General features: G+C 38.7%; 16 protein-coding genes and 1 other RNA gene. 15 read left to right on the forward strand and 2 right to left on the reverse strand.

Annotation, left to right across the window (positions count from 1 at the left end; translation table 11 throughout):
- Positions 1–51 precede the first annotated feature (51 nt).
- The 9 genes from tpiA (at position 52) to ACK3CR_RS09960 (ending at position 10105) form a co-directional block, all read left to right on the forward strand.
- A complete protein-coding gene (gene tpiA / locus ACK3CR_RS09920) occupies positions 52–804 on the forward strand; it encodes a triose-phosphate isomerase (protein ID WP_019394944.1) in 753 nt (250 codons plus the stop codon).
- A 2-nt stretch (positions 805–806) separates the two neighbouring features.
- Entirely contained in the window at positions 807–2339 is a 1533-nt protein-coding gene (gpmI, locus tag ACK3CR_RS09925) for a 2,3-bisphosphoglycerate-independent phosphoglycerate mutase (protein ID WP_488975312.1), read from the forward strand.
- A 16-nt stretch (positions 2340–2355) separates the two neighbouring features.
- Positions 2356–3648 (forward strand): phosphopyruvate hydratase, encoded by a 1293-nt coding sequence (eno, locus tag ACK3CR_RS09930; protein WP_019394946.1) that lies wholly within the window; start codon positions 2356–2358, stop codon positions 3646–3648.
- Positions 3649–3817: 169 nt separating this feature from the next.
- Positions 3818–4054 carry a preprotein translocase subunit SecG gene (gene secG, locus ACK3CR_RS09935; RefSeq protein ID WP_019394947.1) on the forward strand — a complete coding sequence of 79 codons (237 nt, stop codon included), beginning with the start codon at positions 3818–3820 and terminating at the stop codon, positions 4052–4054.
- Positions 4055–4196: 142 nt separating this feature from the next.
- A complete protein-coding gene (locus ACK3CR_RS09940; RefSeq protein ID WP_019394948.1) occupies positions 4197–4937 on the forward strand; it encodes an alpha/beta hydrolase in 741 nt (246 codons plus the stop codon).
- Between the two features lie 29 nt (positions 4938–4966).
- Positions 4967–7303 (forward strand): ribonuclease R, encoded by a 2337-nt coding sequence (gene rnr, locus ACK3CR_RS09945; RefSeq protein WP_488975313.1) that lies wholly within the window; start codon positions 4967–4969, stop codon positions 7301–7303.
- Positions 7304–7410: 107 nt separating this feature from the next.
- Positions 7411–7878 carry an SsrA-binding protein SmpB gene (smpB, locus tag ACK3CR_RS09950; protein WP_019394950.1) on the forward strand — a complete coding sequence of 156 codons (468 nt, stop codon included), beginning with the start codon at positions 7411–7413 and terminating at the stop codon, positions 7876–7878.
- Between the two features lie 124 nt (positions 7879–8002).
- Positions 8003–8359, forward strand: a transfer-messenger RNA (tmRNA) gene (gene ssrA / locus ACK3CR_RS09955).
- A gap of 747 nt (positions 8360–9106) precedes the next feature.
- Entirely contained in the window at positions 9107–10105 is a 999-nt protein-coding gene (locus ACK3CR_RS09960; protein ID WP_268583342.1) for an inorganic phosphate transporter, read from the forward strand.
- Between the two features lie 75 nt (positions 10106–10180).
- On the opposite strand, the gene ACK3CR_RS09965 is transcribed toward ACK3CR_RS09960, so the two are convergent.
- Together ACK3CR_RS09965 and ACK3CR_RS09970 are read right to left on the reverse strand one after the other, a co-directional pair.
- Positions 10181–11749 (reverse strand): catalase, encoded by a 1569-nt coding sequence (locus tag ACK3CR_RS09965; protein ID WP_243520687.1) that lies wholly within the window; start codon positions 11747–11749, stop codon positions 10181–10183.
- A 262-nt stretch (positions 11750–12011) separates the two neighbouring features.
- A complete protein-coding gene (locus ACK3CR_RS09970; protein ID WP_243516618.1) occupies positions 12012–12341 on the reverse strand; it encodes a helix-turn-helix domain-containing protein in 330 nt (109 codons plus the stop codon).
- Between the two features lie 190 nt (positions 12342–12531).
- Between ACK3CR_RS09970 and ACK3CR_RS09975 the strand changes: the two genes are divergently transcribed.
- The 6 genes from ACK3CR_RS09975 to ACK3CR_RS10000 all read left to right on the forward strand — a co-directional run bounded on the left by ACK3CR_RS09975 (position 12532) and on the right by ACK3CR_RS10000 (position 19664).
- Positions 12532–13518 (forward strand): type I asparaginase, encoded by a 987-nt coding sequence (locus tag ACK3CR_RS09975; protein ID WP_488975314.1) that lies wholly within the window; start codon positions 12532–12534, stop codon positions 13516–13518.
- 39 nt (positions 13519–13557) lie between these two features.
- Complete coding sequence (gene aspA, locus ACK3CR_RS09980) at positions 13558–14988, forward strand: aspartate ammonia-lyase (protein WP_328122139.1); 1431 nt, start codon at positions 13558–13560, stop codon at positions 14986–14988.
- A 141-nt stretch (positions 14989–15129) separates the two neighbouring features.
- Entirely contained in the window at positions 15130–16563 is a 1434-nt protein-coding gene (gene nhaC, locus ACK3CR_RS09985; RefSeq protein ID WP_243516622.1) for a Na+/H+ antiporter NhaC, read from the forward strand.
- Complete coding sequence (locus tag ACK3CR_RS09990) at positions 16553–17878, forward strand: NAD-dependent malic enzyme (RefSeq protein ID WP_488975315.1); 1326 nt, start codon at positions 16553–16555, stop codon at positions 17876–17878. The genes nhaC and ACK3CR_RS09990 overlap by 11 nt, the downstream gene beginning before the upstream one ends.
- A gap of 127 nt (positions 17879–18005) precedes the next feature.
- Complete coding sequence (locus ACK3CR_RS09995; protein ID WP_113750049.1) at positions 18006–18350, forward strand: ArsR/SmtB family transcription factor; 345 nt, start codon at positions 18006–18008, stop codon at positions 18348–18350.
- 15 nt (positions 18351–18365) lie between these two features.
- Positions 18366–19664 carry an arsenic transporter gene (locus ACK3CR_RS10000; protein ID WP_488975316.1) on the forward strand — a complete coding sequence of 433 codons (1299 nt, stop codon included), beginning with the start codon at positions 18366–18368 and terminating at the stop codon, positions 19662–19664.
- The last annotated feature ends 8 nt before the right edge of the window (positions 19665–19672 follow it).

Below are 19672 nucleotides of genomic sequence, written 5' to 3' on the forward strand. Positions count from 1 at the left end.
ATAAAGAAACACTTCACGTTTAGTGAAACAATAAAAGAGGACGGTGTAACGATGAGAAAACCGATTATCGCTGGTAACTGGAAAATGAATAAAACTCTTTCAGAAGCAGTAAGCTTCGTGGAAGAAGTAAAAAATAGCGTTCCCGCAGCAAGCGAGGTAGATGCAGTAGTTTGTTCACCTGCACTATTCCTAGACAAGCTTGTTGAAGCAACAAAAGGAACAGACCTTAAAGTTGGCGCTCAAAATATGCACTTTGAAGAAAACGGAGCATACACAGGTGAAGTAAGTCCAGTAGCTCTTGCAGATCTTGGCGTTGATTACGTAATCCTAGGTCACTCTGAGCGTCGTGAAATGTTTGCTGAAACAGACGAAACAGTAAACAAAAAGACGCTTGCAGCATTCAAACATAACTTAACACCAATCGTTTGTTGTGGTGAAACACTTGAAGAGCGCGAAAGTGATAAAACAAAAGAAGTTGTAGAAACACAAGTAAAAGCAGCTCTTAAAGGTTTATCAGAAGAGCAAGCAAAACAAGTTGTTATTGCTTATGAACCAATCTGGGCAATCGGAACTGGCAAATCTTCAACAGCAGAAGATGCTAATGAAGTTTGTGCAGCAATCCGTAAAGTTGTAGAAAATGTTTTCTCAACAGATGTTGCAGAAGCTGTTCGCATTCAATATGGCGGCAGTGTAAAACCAGCTAACATTAAAGAATACATGGCACAATCTGACATCGACGGTGCTTTAGTTGGTGGAGCTAGCCTTGAAGCTCAGTCTTTCTTACAGCTAGTGGAGGCGAAGTAACAATGGCTAAAAAACCAGTAGCATTAATCATCCTAGACGGGTTTGCTTTGCGTAATGAAGAGTACGGAAATGCCGTTGCTCAAGCGAAAAAACCTAACTTCGATCGTTATTGGAATAAGCATGCTCACGCAACGCTCACAGCGAGTGGTGAAGCAGTAGGACTACCAGAGGGCCAAATGGGGAACTCTGAAGTAGGGCACTTAAATATCGGAGCTGGACGAATTGTTTACCAGAGTTTAACACGTGTAAACTTGGCAATTCGTGAAGGTGAGTTTGAAGAAAACGCAACGATTGTAGGCGCAATCGCGCATGCAAAAGAAAACAACAAAAAGCTTCACGCTTTTGGTTTGCTTTCTGATGGCGGTGTTCATAGTCATATTGAGCACTTATACGCTATTTTACGTTTAGCGAAGAAACAAGGCCTTGAGGAAGTTTACATTCACGGATTCCTTGATGGCCGTGATGTAGGACCACAAACAGCTCGTAAGTATATTGAAGCTCTTCAAGAACAAATTAAAGAGGTTGGTATCGGTAAGATTGCTACTCTTTCTGGTCGATACTATTCAATGGACCGCGACAAGCGTTGGGATCGTGTTGAAAAAGCTTACCGTGCTATGGCTTACGGTGAAGGCCCAACATACACAGATCCGCTTGAAGTGATTGAAGACTCTTACAAAAACGGTATCTATGATGAGTTCATTTTACCATCTGTTATCGTTAATGAAGATGGATCACCTGTTGGGAAAGTTGAAGACGAAGATGCAATCATCTTCTATAACTTCCGTCCTGACCGTGCAATCCAGATTTCAAATACGTTCGCAAACGAAGATTTCCGTTCGTTTGAGCGTGGCGAAAATTATCCGAAAAACTTACACTTTGTTTGCTTAACACGTTTTAGTGAAACAGTTAACGGATTTGTGGCGTTTAAGCCTGTAAACTTAGACAACACAATTGGTGAAGTTCTTTCACAAAACAACTTAAAACAGCTTCGCATTGCCGAAACTGAAAAATATCCGCACGTGACGTTCTTTATGAGTGGTGGACGTGAAGCGGAATTCCCAGGTGAAACACGTATTCTAATTGATTCACCAAAGGTAGCTACGTATGACTTAAAACCTGAAATGTCTGTTTATGAAGTAACGGACGCGTTACTGGCAGAAATTGAAGGGGACAAGCAAGACGCTATTATCTTAAACTTTGCTAACCCAGATATGGTAGGTCACTCTGGGAAACTTGAGCCAACAATCAAGGCAATCGAAGCTGTTGATGAGTGCTTAGGCAAAGTTGTTGATGCTATTCTTGCAAAAGGTGGAGATGCCATTATTACTGCTGATCACGGTAATTCTGACATTATTATCACTGAAGAAGGAACTCCGCATACGGCACATACGACTAACCCGGTACCGGTTATCGTAACACGCGATGGTGTAGAGTTACGCGAAGACGGAATTTTAGCTGACTTAGCTCCAACAATGCTTACATTGTTAGATGTAGAACAACCAAAAGAAATGACAGGAAAAACTTTAATCAAATAAGAGAGGAGACATTTATATGTCTATTATTGTTGATGTTTATGCTCGTGAAGTACTAGATTCTCGTGGGAATCCAACAGTTGAAGTAGAAGTTTACACAGAAACAGGTGCTATGGGACGCGCTCTAGTTCCAAGTGGTGCATCTACTGGTGAATATGAAGCAGTAGAATTACGTGACGGTGACAAAGAACGTTACCTTGGTAAAGGTGTTCTTAAAGCAGTGGAAAACGTAAATGAAATCATCGCTCCAGCAATCATTGGTTATGATGTATTTGACCAAGTTGCAATCGATAAATCTATGATTGAGCTTGATGGTACAGATAACAAAGGTAAACTAGGTGCAAACGCAATTCTTGGTGTATCTATGGCTGTTGCTCGTGCAGCTGCAGACTTCTACGATATGCCACTTTACCAATACCTTGGTGGAGTAAACGGAAAAACTCTTCCAGTTCCAATGATGAACATCGTAAATGGTGGAGAGCATGCCGATAACAACGTTGATATCCAAGAATTCATGGTTATGCCTGTAGGTGCTGAAAACTTCAAAGAAGCTCTTCGCATGGGCGCTGAAATTTTCCATAACTTAAAATCAGTTCTTAAAGGAAAAGGTTACAACACAGCTGTAGGTGACGAAGGTGGTTTCGCACCAAACTTAAGCTCTAACGAAGAAGCACTACAAACAATCATTGAAGCAATCGAAAAAGCTGGCTACAAACCAGGCGAACAAGTTATGTTAGCAATGGACGTAGCATCTTCTGAGCTTTACAACAAAGAAGACGGCAAATACCATCTTTCTGGCGAAGGCGTTGTGAAGTCTTCTGAAGAAATGGTAAGCTGGTATGAAGAATTAGCTTCTAAATACCCAATCATCTCAATCGAAGATGGTCTTGACGAAAACGACTGGGAAGGTCATAAATTACTAACTGAGCGTATCGGTAACAAAGTTCAATTAGTAGGGGACGACCTATTCGTAACAAATACAAACAAACTTGCTCAAGGTATTGAACAAGGTGTTGGAAACTCAATCCTTATCAAAGTTAACCAAATCGGTACTTTAACAGAAACTTTCGACGCAATCGAAATGGCTAAACGCGCTGGTTACACAGCTGTTATCTCTCACCGTAGTGGTGAAACCGAAGATAGCACAATCGCTGACATTGCTGTTGCATTAAACGCAGGTCAAATCAAAACTGGTGCACCATCTCGTACAGACCGTGTTGCAAAATACAACCAGTTACTTCGTATCGAAGACCAACTTGGTGAAGTTGCGAAATACGATGGAATTAAATCATTCTACAACCTTAAAAAATAAGGTGAATGAATAGGAAGCTCCGCTCAGTGCTTGAGCGGAGCTTTTTTATAGTTATAAGCACTTTTGTTAACGTATTGTTAACATGTTTTCTCTATCCTTGTAACCCTATTGTTTTTATGATAAATTTAAAATATTGGAAACGTGTGTTTAACCGGGAGGTGTTTTATAAATGCTTCATACAGTTCTTATGACATTACTCATTATCGTAGCTATCGCGCTAATTATTGTTGTACTTCTTCAGTCAAGTAAAAGTACTGGACTTTCAGGTGCAATTTCAGGAGGAGCAGAGCAACTTTTTGGGAAACAGAAAGCCCGTGGTATTGATGCTGTTCTACACCGCATTACCGTTGTTCTTTCTGTTTTATTCTTTGTTCTTACACTTTTAGTGTCGTACGGTAAGTTTTAAATGGGCGAGCTTATTATAAGCTGGCCCTTTTTTGTTTAAATAAACGCTTGTTTAGATTATGATTAAGAAAGACCATATAAGGGAATTTTTAAATAGACAGGCAGAAAATCACTATCGCAAGAAAAAGGAGAGCAGATACATAATGAAGATTACGTTACCAAAACCATTTACATTTGAAGGTGGAGATAAAGCAGTTCTCTTACTGCATGGATTTACAGGCAATTCAGCAGATGTTCGGATGCTTGGTCGTTACTTAGAAAAGCGTGGTTATACATGCCATGCTCCTCAATATAAAGGACACGGTGTGCCTCCTGAAGAACTAGTTCACACAGGTCCTGATGATTGGTGGAAAGACGTGATGGAAGGATATAACTTCCTAAAGGAAAAAGGCTTTGATGATATTGCAGTAGCAGGTCTTTCACTTGGCGGCGTATTTTCGCTGAAATTAGGTTACACTGTACCTGTAAAGGGTATAGTGCCCATGTGTGCTCCAATGTATATTAAAAGTGAAGAAGTAATGTACAATGGGGTTCTAGAATATGCTCGTGAATTTAAGAAACGCCAAGGAAAAACAGAAGAAGAAATTGAGAATGAAATGCAGGAATTTAAGAAGGCACCAATGGAAACCCTAAAAGCATTACAAGAATTGATTTCAGATGTTCGTCATAATGTGGATATGGTATATGCTCCAACGTTTGTTGCACAAGCACGTCATGATCATATGATTAATACGGACAGTGCCAATATTATTTATAACGAAGTAGAATCAACAAAGAAAGATATTAAATGGTATGAAGAGTCAGGCCATGTTATCACATTAGATAAAGAACGTGATGTACTTCATGAAGATGTATATAACTTCTTGGAGTCATTAGACTGGTAGACCAAATATTGAAAACAAGGAGGTTGACAATGGATCAAAACATTCAAAACCATATTGATCGTCTTCTCGCCTATATGCGAGAAGAAAGCTATAAACCATTAACAACGAAAGAGCTTGAAGAAGTATTCGGCATTGAAGATTCATCTGAATTCAAAACATTTGTCCGTGCTCTTGTAGAAATGGAAGAGAAGGGACTTATCGTTCGTTCAAGAACAAACCGCTACGGTTTACCTGAGCGAATGAATTTAGTAAGAGGTAAATTAATCGGTCATGCAAAAGGATTTGCATTTGTCCGTCCTGAAGATTCCACAATTGAACAAGATGTGTTTATTCCACCAGGTGATTCAGGGAATGCTCTACATGGCGATACGGTTCTTGTTCGTATTACTGTGGAAAAATCAGGAGCAAGACGTGAAGGAGCCGTTATGAAGGTTCTTGAGCGAGGGGTCCAAGAAATCGTTGGTACATATGAACAGAGCAAAGGATTCGGTTTTGTAGTACCAGATGACAAAAAGTTTAAGAGTGATATTTTCATTCCAAAAAATGCTCAAAATGGAGCAATTGACGGCCATAAAGTTATCGTAAAGCTAACAAGCTATCCTGATAACCGCATGAATGCAGAAGGAGAAGTCAAAGAGATTCTTGGTCATAAAAACGACCCTGGAGTTGATATTCTTTCAATTATTCATAAATACGGCATTGTTGTTGAATTCCCTGATGAGGTTATTGACCAAGCGAACGATGTTCCAGATACAATTGCTGAAAGTGATTTAAAAGACCGTCGTGATCTTCGTAACGAAACAATTGTAACAATTGACGGCGCCGATGCTAAGGACTTAGATGATGCAGTTACCGTTACAGAACTTGAGAATGGGAACTATAAGTTAGGGGTTCATATCGCGGACGTTAGTCACTATGTTACAGAAGGATCGCCAATTGATGTGGAAGCAGCTGACCGTGGAACAAGCGTTTATTTAGTAGATCGCGTAATTCCAATGATTCCACATCGCCTTTCAAACGGAATTTGTTCATTGAATCCGAAAGTTGATCGTCTTACGCTTTCATGTGAAATGGAAGTAAACGCAAAGGGAGAAGTTGTAAAGCATGAAATCTTCCAAAGTGTGATCAAGACAACGGAACGAATGACTTATTCAGATGTAAACAAGATTCTTGTAGATAAAGATGAAGAACTTCGTGCTAAATATGAGCCACTGGTTCCGATGTTTGAAGATATGGAAAAGCTGGCTGCTATCTTACGACAAAAACGAATGGACCGTGGGGCAATTGATTTTGACTTTAAAGAAGCAAAAGTTCTTGTAGATGAAGAAGGGCATCCAAGCGATGTTCGATTGTATGAGCGTTCAGTAGGAGAAAAACTGATTGAAGAGTTTATGCTTCTAGCAAACGAGACAGTAGCAGAGCACTTTCATTGGATGAATATCCCGTTCATGTACCGAGTTCATGAAGATCCGAAAGAAGATAAGCTTAACCGTTTCTTAGAGTTTATTACAAACTTTGGGTATGCCGTTAAAGGAACGGGAAACTCAATCCATCCACGCGCACTTCAAGAAGTGTTAGAGGCTGTACAAGGAAGCCCAGAAGAAATGGTTATTTCAACTGTAATGCTTCGTTCTATGCAACAAGCACGCTATTCTCATGAGAGCCTAGGCCATTTCGGACTTTCAACAGAGTTTTATACACACTTTACGTCACCAATCCGTCGTTATCCAGATTTGATTGTTCATCGTCTTATTCGAACGTATTTAGTTCAGAATCAAGTAGATAGTGCAACACAAGAGAAGTGGCAAGAGCGTCTGCCAGAGATTGCGAAACATACATCAGATCGTGAGCGTCGTGCAGTTGATGCAGAGCGTGAAACAGATGACCTCAAAAAAGCAGAATTCATGGCAGACAAGGTTGGAGAAGAATTCGAGGGAATTATTAGCTCGGTAACCAAATTTGGTATCTTTGTTGAGCTTTCTAACACAATTGAAGGGCTTGTTCATGTAAGTGACTTGTCTGATGATTACTATCATTATGATGAGCGTAACTTTGCTATGATCGGAGAGCGAACAGGAAATGTGCTTCGCATTGGCGATGAAGTGAAGGTTCAAGTTGCTAGTGTAAACAAAGACGAGCGTTCAATTGACTTCGTAATTGTTGGCATGAAAGGCAGCAAAAAACGTGCCCGCATGGATCGTCCGAAAGTCATTAAAAATGATAATAAGCGCACAAGACCAACTACAAAAGGTAAGAAAAAAGAAGAATGGTCAACAAATCCGCCTTCTGACAAAAAGAAGAGAAAGCGTAAAGCTTTCTATGAAGGAGCACCAGGATTAAAGAAAAAGAGACGTAAGCGTAAATAACAGAGTGGCTGCCTTTGGCAGCCTCTCATAAGTTGAGAGCAGATTATAAAATCTGTTACAATAGATAATACGCTAGATGTTCGTTGTTTGAAGGGAGAACGTGTTTTATGCCAAAAGGAGAAGGGAAACTCATTGCCCAGAATAAAAAAGCTCGTCATGATTTTGCTGTTGAAGAAACATATGAAGCAGGCTTAGTATTAAAAGGAACAGAAATTAAGGCTATTCGTGGTGGGCGCGTTAACTTAAAAGACTCGTTCGCACGCGTGCAAAATGGAGAAGTGTTTCTTCATAACATGCACATCAGTCCGTATGAGCAAGGAAATCGCCACAACCATGAACCATTGCGCACACGAAAGCTTCTTTTACATCGTAAACAAATTAATAAATTAATTGGTGATACGAAGCAAGAAGGTTATTCTCTTGTTCCATTAAAACTGTATTTGAAAAATGGATACGCAAAAGTTTTAATTGGGCTTGCAAGGGGTAAAAAGAAATATGACAAGCGTGAAGACTTGAAGCGTAAAGAAGCAAAACGCGATGTTGAACGTGCGTTCCGCGAACGTCAGAAAATGTAGCTTCCTAAAAGTTTACATTTGACTTCAAGAACGTATGTGCTATAATAAGAAATGTAACACAGCCAGTAACTAGCGACAGCTAAGCTTAAACTTATAGTTGTCCCGTTTCGATAACCTTTTATATGGGGACGTTACGGATTCGACAGGGATGGTTTGAGCTTGAGTTGCGAGCCGGGGGGATCGTCCTCGTTACTAACGTCGAGTTAATTATAACTGGCAAACAAAACAATTTCGCTTTAGCAGCATAATGCTAGAGGCCCTTTCCTTCCATCGCCCATGTGGAAGTGTAGAGGGTTCACTATGAAGTGGGCTACGCTTAAGGCCACCGTCTGAGGTCTTAAGAAGAGACTAATCAGACTAGCTCCTCGGACGCCTGTCGGTAGGCATAAGAGAGAGCGAATTGCGAATATGCCGACTATGCTCGTAGATGCTTAAGTATCAATATCTTTGGACGTGGGTTCGACTCCCACCGTCTCCACCAAATACATATTTTGGTGGTTTTTTATTATATAAAAGTAAAGCATATGCTCTGATCAGAGCATATGCTTTTTTAATGCTTATAAAATGTAAAATATATCTGTAAATAATAAAGTTTTTTGTAAAAATAGAGAGAGTAGGAAAATTTAATGTATGAATATAAGTTTGTACAAATAGAGTTAAAGATGGATTATTAAAAAGTACATCAAAAGAGGATTACCGAGAGATTATTCACCAGCATGCGGAAGAAGGATGACGTTTCGTTCAAATCTTTGCCCCTGGAACAGGAACTGTAGGAAGTGCTCACAATTTTGAATTAATTTTTGAAAAAACAAAATATGGTCAAGAAAGGGAAGAGCTTTTGTAAGAAAGCTCTTCTTTTTTATGATTCGAGATAAAAATAAATAAGTAAATATAGTAAGCAAAAAATTGCAAAAGTAAAATACGATAGTAGGTTTAATAATGTTAGAATAAGAAGTAGGGTTTGTTGAGATTATACTTAACTTTGTTAATATCTTTTCGTAAAAGGTATTTAAGGGTTTTATATGTCTGCTGAACTAATTTTAAGGTTGGAACATCATTAGAGTGGCACACGATGAGTGTTCTATAAAGTTATAGACATGAGTGTTAGTTGTTCTTTCCGTATTGAAAAAAGAAAACGTTCCAGATTGAATTGCTGACGGTAGAAGAGGAAAGATATAGATATCAACCTCAACAAACAACAATAAAAAAGTAAGGAGGTAGATTTGCTATCGAACATCTACCTTTATTCCTAATTCTTATTATTATATTAGGATTAGTATTTGATTTTATTAATGGATTTCATGATACGGCTAATACCATTGCTACGTCTGTGACAACAAGAGCTTTATCACCTCGGACAGCAATCCTAATTGCTGCCTGTGCCAACTTTGGTGGAGCCTTATTATTTTCAGGCGTTGCTGAAACGATTACCAAAGACATTGTTAATCCATTTTCATTGGAAAACGGATCAGCCGTTATTTTAGGAGCGCTAATTTCTGCTATCTTTTGGAATCTAATCACATGGTATTTTGGCATCCCAAGTAGTTCCTCACATGCTCTTGTTGGTTCTATTTCAGGTGCAGCTATTGCAGCTGGTGGTGTTCATATTTTGAACTACAAAGGTTTTTTTGGAATTGTACAAGGGTTGATTATTTCGCCGATTATTGCAATTATTATTGGATTCCTGATTATGAAAGTTTTTCAACGTACACTTAAAAACTTGCCTCTGTATAAAACGAATAGAAGAATGCGCTCACTGCAAATGGTAACGGCAGGGCTGCAGTCGTTTTCACATGGAACAAATGATGCACAAAAGACAATGGGCATTATGACAATGGCATTGATTACATCAGGCTATCAAAGCTCAACAGCGGTGCCTTTTTGGATTAAAATTTTAGTTGCAGCTGCAATGGCTCTTGGAACGTCTGTTGGAGGATGGAAGATTATTAAGACCGTTGGTGGGAAAATTACAAAGCTGACACCAGCAAGTGGAGCAGCAGCTGATATATCATCAGCACTTATTATTTTCGGATTTACAGCATTAAAACTTCCTGTAAGTACAACCCATGTTATTTCCTCTTCTATCATGGGAGTTGGGTCTGCTCAGCAGTTTAAATCTGTAAAGTGGGGTACAGCAAAACGTATTGTGCTGACGTGGGTAATTACATTGCCATTGACAGCATTATTAGGGGCGCTTGTCTTTAAAGTGTTATCTATCATGATGTAATACTATCTGCGTACATATAAAGATAGATAATTAATAAGAGAGTAAAAAACGTGAGCTGTAAAAGCTCACGTTTTTTTAATAAGAGTCTGTATCATGTCCCATGTTTTTTGCTTTTTCTACTGTTTCTTTTGTTTCCGTTGCACCTAGTGGACCATGATGATCTGTATTTCCATGCTTTTTCAATCCTTCTGCAACGCGGCGGCCGTAATCTTCATCTGCTTTTGTAAAATACTCAATCATTTTTTCTTGAATGATAGGCTTACAAGGAGCTAAACCATCGACAAGGTTACGAATTAAATCATCTCGTTCAACATCATCAAATGCACGGTATGTTTCACCAGCTTGTTTGAAGTCATTTGTTCTATCAATCTTTTCATGAACAAGGTTTCCTTCAATGTGTGGCGTATACTCTTTTCCAGAAGGAGGAGCTTCTTTTAATCCTCCTAGTGAAGATGGTTCATAATTGATATGTGGATTTTGTCCAGGTGCTTTATCAACGTAGTAAGCCATTTGTCCATCACGCTGGTTTGTTGCAACATGCTTTTTCGGTGCATTGATTGGCAGCTGCAAATAGTTTGGTCCAACGCGATAGCGCTGCGTATCTGAATAAGAGAATGTTCTTCCTTGAAGCATTTTATCATCAGAGAAATCAAGACCATCAACTAACACGCCTGTCCCAAATGCTGCTTGCTCTACTTCTGCAAAATAGTTTTCTGGGTTCTTATTTAAAACCATTTTTCCAACAGGAAGCCAAGGAATTTGATCTTTTGGCCAGATTTTCGTATCATCAAGCGGATCAAAATCAAGCTCAGGATGGTCATCATCACTTAAAATTTGAACGAAAAGCTCCCATTCTGGATAGTCGCCATTTTCAATTGCTTCATATAAATCTTGTGTTGCATGATTAAAGTTCTTTGCTTGAATTTCTTCTGCTTCTTGCTGTGTTAGATTTTTGATCCCTTGCTTTGGTTCCCAATGATATTTAACAAGAACAGCTTTTCCTTCTTTGTTTACCCATTTGTATGTATTAACGCCAGAGCCTTGCATTTGGCGGTAGTTTGCTGGAATTCCCCATGGAGAATAAACAAACGTTACCATATGCGTTGCTTCAGGTGAATTGCTGCAGAAATCGAAAAAGCGTTCACTGTCTTGTCTATTTGTGACAGGATCTGGTTTAAAAGCATGAATCATATCTGGGAATTTGATGGCATCCCGAATAAAGAAAATTTTCAAGTTGTTTCCAACTAGATCCCAGTTTCCGTCTTCCGTATAAAACTTAACCGCAAAACCTCGTGGATCCCGAAGCGTTTCTGGAGAGTGACCGCCATGAATAACAGACGAGAAGCGCACAAAGACAGGCGTTTGTTTACCAGCTCCTTCAAAGACTTTAGCACGCGTATATTTAGAAACAGGTTCATCTCCTACTTTCCCGTATGTTTCAAAATATCCGTGTGCACCTGCACCACGCGCATGCACCACGCGCTCTGGAATCCGTTCGCGATCAAAATGTGAAATTTTCTCGATGAAATGATAGTTCTCTAGCGTTGCAGGTCCTCTATTTCCGACTGTTCGGATGTTTTGATTGTCTTGAACAGGATGACCTTGACGAGTTGTGAGTGTATCTTCATGTTCACCTTCTGTCATGCGCTTATCTAGTGCATCACCTTCACCATTTACAGAAGTTCCATTCTCTGTTGGTTTCTTCTTATCTTCCACCTTAATCCCTCCTTGGAAAAATAATCAATCATACATATAAGGTATTCCCCAAAGAGGTGGGGATTTATGCATAAAATATTATTTATTTTAGAGAAGGAAGTATCTATAAAAAAAAGAAAGGGATGCTCCACAAAAGGAACATCCCTTTCTTTATTAGAGTGATACTAAATCAATCATAGTAAAGGATAGATTATCTTTTCTCCTCAATGGCCCTCCTAGCCCGAACAAAAGCCACAATCCCTATGGCTTCTTCTTCTGTCAGCGTTTTACCATCAACAGCTAATTTATTTGGTTCTGTGACTTCAAGAGAGAGTTGTTCATGATGGGGTGTACGCCCAAGTAGATCATCACACGTTGTTTCAAAAAGGTCAGCTAATAAAGCAAGCGCTTCAAATGAAGGGCGTCTATAGCCAGATTCATAGCCAGCATATGTACTTTTTGCGATGCCAAGGCGGTCTGCTGTGTATTGAAGAGACCATTTCTTCTTTTTTCGTAATTCTGTTAAACGATCTAAGTTCATCTCTTTTCCGCTCCTTTTGCTTATAAAGTATTATATCATAAAGGATATTTAAGGTGTACGCGAATTGAATAATATTACCTTGCTAATTCTGAAATCCTTGTCTATAATTGAGTTAAAAGTATGCAGAAAGCGAATGATTTTTGTGAATCATCTTAAGATTAAGTCATTTATAGGTGAAGAGGTGTGGGGAATGAAAAAGCTATTATTATTAACAACAGGGGGAACCATTGCTTCAGTTGAAGGAGAAAATGGGCTTTCGCCAGCTGTAAAAGCAGATGAGCTGTTGAGTTATGTATCAGAGCTTGATAATGATTACACAATGGAAACAAAATCACTCATGAATCTTGATAGTACAAACATGCAGCCTGAAGATTGGGTGAAGATGGCGAACGCTGTGAAGGAAGATTACGATGAATATGATGGATTTGTCATTACGCACGGAACAGACACAATGGCTTATACATCTGCAGCTCTTTCTTATATGCTTCAGCATGCAAGAAAGCCAATTGTTATTACAGGTTCACAAATTCCTATTACATTTAAGAAAACGGATGCCAAGAAGAACATCACAGATGCTATTCGTTTTGCTTGTGAAGGCGTTGGAGGAGTTTATGTTGTATTTGATGGCCGCGTTATTCAAGGAACAAGAGCGATTAAGTTAAGAACAAAAAGCTATGATGCTTTTGAAAGTATTAATTATCCTTATATAGCGTTTATAAATGAAGATGGGATTGAATACAACAAAAAAATAAAGGAAGAACAGCATAAATTTACAGTTGATACGTCTCTTTGTACAGATGTTCTTCTGTTAAGACTACATCCAGGACTAAAACCTGAAATGTTTGATGCTTTAAAAGGCCTTTACAAAGGTATTGTGATTGAAAGTTATGGAAGCGGTGGCATTCCGTTTGAAGAACGCAATATTTTAGGAAAAATTAATGAGCTTGTTGAGAGTGGTGTAGTTGTTGTTATTACAACTCAATGTTTAGAAGAAGGCGAAGATATGAGCATCTATGAAGTTGGTAGACGCGTTAATCAAGATCTTATCATCCGTTCTCGTAATATGAATACAGAAGCTATTGTACCAAAACTTATGTGGGCATTAGGACAATCTCCGGATTTACATGAAGTTAAGCGTATTATGGAAACACCTGTTGCTGATGATGTTGTTTTATAAAAATTTTTAAGCTAATAGGGGAGAAAGAGGGTTATACACATGGTAGAAATTCAAGAAAAACATCGTATAGAAAAAGACTTTCTTGGTGAAAAGAGAATTGAAAAAGATGCATATTACGGCATTCAAACGCTTCGGGCATCAGAAAACTTTCCAATTACAGGATACCGCATTCATGAAGAAATGATTAAAGCGTTAGCCGTTGTGAAAAAATCAGCAGCACTTGCGAACATGGATGTGAAACGTCTTTATGAAGGGCTTGGCAATGCTATTGTTCAAGCTGCAGATGAAATTCTAGAAGGCAAGTGGCATGATCAGTTTATTGTTGATCCTATTCAAGGTGGAGCAGGAACATCTATGAATATGAATGCCAATGAAGTAATTGGAAATAGAGCACTCGAAATTTTAGGTCACAATAAAGGAGAGTACAATCATTTAAGCCCGAACTCTCACGTGAATATGTCACAGTCAACAAATGATGTTTTTCCAACAGCTATTCATATTTCTACATTAAAAATGCTCCAAAAACTCCTTGAAACGATGGAATATATGCAAGGGGAATTTAAGAAAAAAGCGGTAGAGTTTGATTCTGTGATTAAAATGGGTCGAACACACCTTCAAGATGCTGTGCCAATTCGACTTGGTCAAGAGTTTGAAGCATATAGCCGCGTTTTAGAGCGCGATATGAAGCGAATTAAGCAATCTCGTCAGCACCTTTACGAAGTAAATATGGGAGCAACAGCTGTTGGAACAGGATTAAACGCAAATCCGAAATACATTAAATCTGTTGTGAAACATTTAGCGCGTATTAGTGATTTACCTCTTGTGACGGCAGATCATCTTGTTGATGCAACACAGAATACTGATGCTTATACAGAAGTATCAGCAGCTCTTAAAGTATGTATGATGAACATGTCTAAAATTGCGAATGACCTTCGTCTAATGGCTTCAGGTCCAAGAGCAGGTTTAAATGAGATTAACCTTCCTGCCCGCCAACCTGGTTCATCAATCATGCCAGGCAAAGTAAATCCTGTTATGCCAGAACTTATCAACCAAATTGCGTTCCAAGTGATTGGAAATGACAATACCATTTGCTTAGCTTCTGAAGCAGGTCAGCTTGAATTAAATGTTATGGAGCCAGTGCTTGTCTTTAATTTACTTCAATCTATTAGCATTATGAACAATGGCTTCCGTTCATTTACAGATCATTGCTTGAAAGGAATCCAAGCAAACGAAGCTCGTATGATAGAGTATGTGGAAAAAAGCGTTGGTATTATTACAGCAGTAAACCCACATCTTGGCTATGAACCAGCAGCACGTATTGCGAGAGAAGCCATTTTAACAGGTAAGTCTGTTCGAGAACTTTGCTTGCAAAATGATGTATTAACAGAAGAAGAGCTTGATGTTATTTTAAATCCTTTTGAAATGACGAAACCAGGAATTGCTGGGGAAGAGCTTTTTGATAAACAATAAAAGGAAATTTGTGATATTTAGTCTATACAGGACGTATGGACTAAATGTTGCAAGCTTGGGGATGAGGAAGTATAGTAATATACGTTACAACAGTATTAAATGTAAGCGTTTTACTACTATTTTCAACTAGGGGGATTATGCATGAAGGAAGTAAGATTACCAACAATACCTGAAATTGTGATTATATTAGGAGCATTTCTTGCACTTGTGTTGTCATTTACGGTGTTTCTTGATTTACCGATTCAAATGGCATTATTCATATCGTGGTTTCTCGTTATTATTCTAGGTGTTCGACTCGGTCATAAGTATCAAGATTTACAAAAATCAATTATGGATGGAATCTCAAATGGTTTAGAAGCTGTCTTAATTCTTGTATCTGTAGGAGCTTTAATTGGTACATGGATTGCAGGCGGGGTTGTACCAACTCTTATTTATTACGGATTAGAATTCATTCATCCAAGTATCTTCTTATTAGCAACTCTTATCATTTGTTCTATTATGTCTGTTGCAACAGGAACATCATGGGGAACAGTTGGAACCGCAGGTATCGCAATGATTGCTATTGGAGAAGGACTTGGTATGCCGTTACCGCTTGTAGCAGGCGCAGTTTTATCTGGTGCATATTTTGGGGACAAGCTATCACCACTATCTGATAGTACAGTGCTTGCCTCATCTCTTTCAAAGGTAGATATTTTACGCCATGTGCGAGCAATGATGGTCTTGTCAATTCCCGCATATATTATTACAGCTATTTTATTTACAATTACTGGATTTGTATATGCTGGAAGAAACATTGATACAGAGAAAGTAGAGTTTTTAAAGTCTTCATTACAAAAACATTTTGATATTGGGATTTGGATGCTTATTCCTGCTATTATTGTTGTTGTACTATTAGCGTTAAAGAAACCATCAATGCCTGTTATTGTTATTGGTGCTCTATTAGGGGCTATTTGGGCATCTGTATTTCAAGGTATGGATTTTGCGGATGCAATCAATACAGCTTATAAAGGTTTTTCAATTGATACTGGTGTAGAGTTTATGGACGGTATCCTAAATCGCGGTGGTATTGTTGGTATGCTTGATACACTTGTTGTTATTATATTTGGTCTAGGATTTGGTGGACTCTTAGAAAAGCTAGGAGTATTAAAAGTTATTGTAGCAACTTTCGAAAAGAAACTGACATCTGCAGGAAACGTGACTTTGTCAACTTTAATTGTAGCATTTCTAGGAAATGTATTAGGTTGTGCAATGTATGTATCGTTAATCTTGACTCCAAAAATTATGGAGAAAAGTTACGATAAGCTGAAGCTAGATCGCCGAATCCTGTCACGTAATACAGAAGTTGGGGGAACATTGACGTCTGGTATGGTTCCATGGTCTGATAATGGTATATATATGGCAGGTATCCTTGGAGTTTCGACATTTGCATATTTACCATTTATGTGGCTTAGCTTTGTAGCGTTAGGACTTGCACTTATTTATGGATATACAGGAAAATTCATTTGGTATGTTGATGAAAATTCACCTTCAGATGAGACAGAGTATAAAGGGGAGAAAGCAGTAAATGATTACTAAACATATGATTCGTACGCTTATGATTGAAACACCTACTGTTCCTGGGAATCTAGGCAAAGTAGCAACGGCAATTGGCCTTGTAGGAGCAGACATCGGTGAAGTTGAAACCGTAAAAGTTGGTCCAACTTATACGATGCGTAATATTACTGTACAAGTAGAAACAGAAGAACAGTTAAATGAAATTATTACAGCAATCGAAGGATTAGAAGAAGGCATTAAGCTTCATACTGTTTCAGACGAAGTTCTTTCAGCACATGAAGGCGGGAAGATTGCGATGAAGAGTAAGATGCCAATCAAGTCTCTAGCAGAACTGCGCCGTGTGTACACACCGGGCGTTGCTGATGTTTGTAGCCTTATTGAAAGAGAACCAGATAAAGCTGAAATCTACACAACAATTAATAATTCTGTAGCAATTGTAACCGATGGAACAGCAATTCTTGGGCTTGGAAATATTGGTCCTGTTGCAGGAATGCCTGTTATGGAAGGGAAGGCTGCTCTTTTTGATCAGCTAGCAGGAATTAGTGGAGTGCCTATTTTACTTGATACAACAGATCCGGAAGAAATTATTCGTACAGTAAAAAATATCGCACCTGGTTTTGGTGGAATTCTTCTTGAAGATATTGGTTCACCACATTGCTTTGAAGTGGAAGATCGTTTAAAAGAAGAATTAAACATCCCTGTTATGCATGATGATCAACATGGAACAGCAGTTGTTACACTTGCAGCAGCTATTTCTGCTTGTAAGAGCGCAGGCATTGACCTGAAAGAAGCAAAAGTAGGACAAATTGGCCTTGGTGCTGCAGGCGTTGCGATTTGTCGTATGTTTATGGCATATGGGGTTCAAGCTGTTTATGGAACAGACAAATCAGAAATGGCAATGAATCGTTTAAAAGAATATGGTGGACAAACTTCATCAAACATTGAAGAGTTAATGGAAACGTGTGATATCGTTATTGCAACAACAGGTGTTCCTGGTCTTATTAAAAAAGAATTTGTTAGAAGTGGACAAGTTATTCTAGCTTTATCAAACCCAAGACCAGAAATTGAGCCTGAAGTAGCATTAGAAGCTGGCGCTGCATATGCTGCAGACGGGCGCTCTGTTAATAATGTTCTTGGTTTCCCAGGAATTTTTAGAGGAGCTCTTAATGCTAAAAGTAAAGTAGTGAACCACGAGATGCTTGTTGCTGCAGCAGAAGCAATTGCTTCTTGTACAAAACATGGAGATCTTGTACCAGATCCGCTTCAACCGGAAGTACATGAGAAAGTGGCAGAAGAAGTAGAACGTATAGCACGCCGCGTTTATGTAGGCGTATAAATAAGCGAAAAAACGACGCAGAGTCTTTTCTGTGTCGTTTTTTTATGAAAAAATCGGGTTGATTATATAAGTATATGGTTATATGATGTGTTATATAAGAAAATGCTTATATAAGGGAGGGAGAAGGATGGTAAATCAAGAGCTGAGCATTGAAGGTGCGGCAGCAGTTCTTAAAATTTTGGGCGATAAAACGCGCTTGTCTATAATGAAAGTTCTCGAAGGAGGGGAACGGTGCGTATGTGAGCTCGTTGAATTATATGACATAAGTCAGCCTGCTATAAGTCAACATTTAAAAAAAATGCGTGACATTGGACTTGTGAAAGAAAAAAGAAGAGGACAGTGGATGTTTTATAGTCTTAATAGTGAAAGTGCTGACTATGAGTGGATTTCTACTATTCTCAAACATCTTCCACATGAAGAAGAACGCTTAGATAAGCTTCAGAATAAAGGATTAAATATTTGCTGTGAATAGCAGGAGGAAACAACAATGATATCCGCAATTTTAGCATCTGTTATTTTTTTACTTACTTTAATTTTTGTAATATGGCAGCCACGAAATCTTTCAATCGGATGGTCTGCATGTGGGGGCGCTGTTGTTGCTCTTCTTGCAGGCGTCGTAGACTTTGGTGATGTTATCGATGTAACGTCTATTGTTTGGAATGCCACGTTAACATTTGTCGCTATTATTCTCATCTCTCTTATCTTAGATGACATTGGCTTTTTTGAATGGGCTGCTCTTCATATGGCAAAAGCCGCAAAAGGGAAAGGCGTGCGCATGTTTATTTATGTAGCAGTGTTAGGAGCGATAGTTTCAGCTCTTTTTGCGAATGATGGGGGAGCTCTTATTCTCACGCCGATCGTTTTGGCAATGGTTCGGAACTTGAATTTTAGTGAAAAGATTGTTTTTCCGTTTATTATCGCAAGTGGTTTTATTGCAGACACAACATCTCTTCCGTTTGTTGTAAGCAATCTTGTTAATATTGTTTCTGCAGATTACTTTAACATTGGCTTTAGTGAATATGCTTCTCGAATGATCATTCCAAACCTTTTTTCACTAGTAGCTAGTATTACTGTTTTATATTTATACTTTCGTAAAAGCATTCCAAAGTCATACGATCTCTCTGTATTAAAACGCCCTGAAGAAGCAATTAAAGACAAAAGAATGTTTCAAATTTCATGGTCTGTTTTAGCAGTCCTTCTAGTTGGATACTTTACAAGTGAATTCATCCATATTCCTGTCTCCATTATTGCCGGAATTGTGGCTCTTGTATTTTTAATGCTTGCAAGGAAAAGTCCATTTATATCAACGAAAAAGGTTGTAAAAGGTGCACCGTGGGCAATCGTTTTTTTCTCAGTCGGGATGTATGTTGTTGTCTATGGGCTTCGGAATGCAGGGTTAACTTCTATTCTTGCTAATGCTATTGAGTGGACAATGGACGGAGGCCTATTTGGAGCAACAATCGGAATGGGCTTTATTGCAGCTATTCTTTCGTCTGTTATGAATAACTTGCCAACCGTCATGATTGATGCCATTGCTATCCATGATACAAGTGCTACAGGAGTTATGAAAGAAGCTCTTATTTATGCCAATGTGATTGGTTCTGACTTAGGACCAAAAATCACCCCTATTGGATCCCTAGCAACGCTATTATGGCTTCATGTTCTAAGCTTAAAGGGTGTAAAGATTTCATGGGGGACGTACTTTAAGACAGGAATTGTCCTTACCATTCCTACCTTGTTCTTTACCCTATTAGGGTTATATCTTTGGTTACACATTATTTCATAAAAGGAGAA

The organism is Priestia sp. TRM10 (assembly GCF_057808375.1).